Annotated in this window: 1 protein-coding gene; it reads right to left on the reverse strand. The window is 64.5% G+C overall.

Annotated elements, in window-relative coordinates; genetic code table 11:
* On the reverse strand, positions 1-562 hold a 562-nt coding region (locus AC1D1M_RS31465; RefSeq protein ID WP_477778701.1), incomplete at both ends, for an immunoglobulin-like domain-containing protein.

A 562-nucleotide genomic window follows, 5' to 3' on the forward strand; every position in this document is an offset into this window, starting at 1 on the left:
CTGATCGTGGCCTGAACGGTGCCGGCGTCTTTGTACACGTCGTCGGACGGGGCCGCAACGCTTACGGTGCCGGTGGTTTTCCCGGCGTCGATGGTGATCACGGCGCCGTTGCTCAGGGTCACGGTCACCGGCGAACCGGCGGCGTTGGTCAGGGTCGCGGTGTAGACGATCGAGCCGCCCTCGGCGACCGAGTTTGTAGCACTCAGGCTGAGGTTGGTCGTGTCGACGGTGTCGGTGACAGTGGTCGAAACCGGCGTCTTGTCGGCCACCAGATTTTCGTAATTACCGCCGCTGACGTCGGTGATCGARTTGGTCAACGGCGCATGGCCGGTCAACACGTCGTTTGGCGCGGGGGTGSTCACGCTGCCGGTRGTTTCGCCGACCGCGATGGTGATGSTCTGGCCGTTGGCCAGGGTCACAGTTACTGGCGAGCCAGTCACAGCGGCACCRACGGTGGCGGTGTAGGTGACGGTGCCACCCTCGGCCGCGGTTTCAGTCGCGGAAAGCTTCACGGTAGTGGTGTCGATGGTGTCGGTCACTTCCGTCACCGCTGGAGCGTTGC

It is taken from the genome of Pseudomonas sp. P1_F7 (assembly GCF_056405655.1).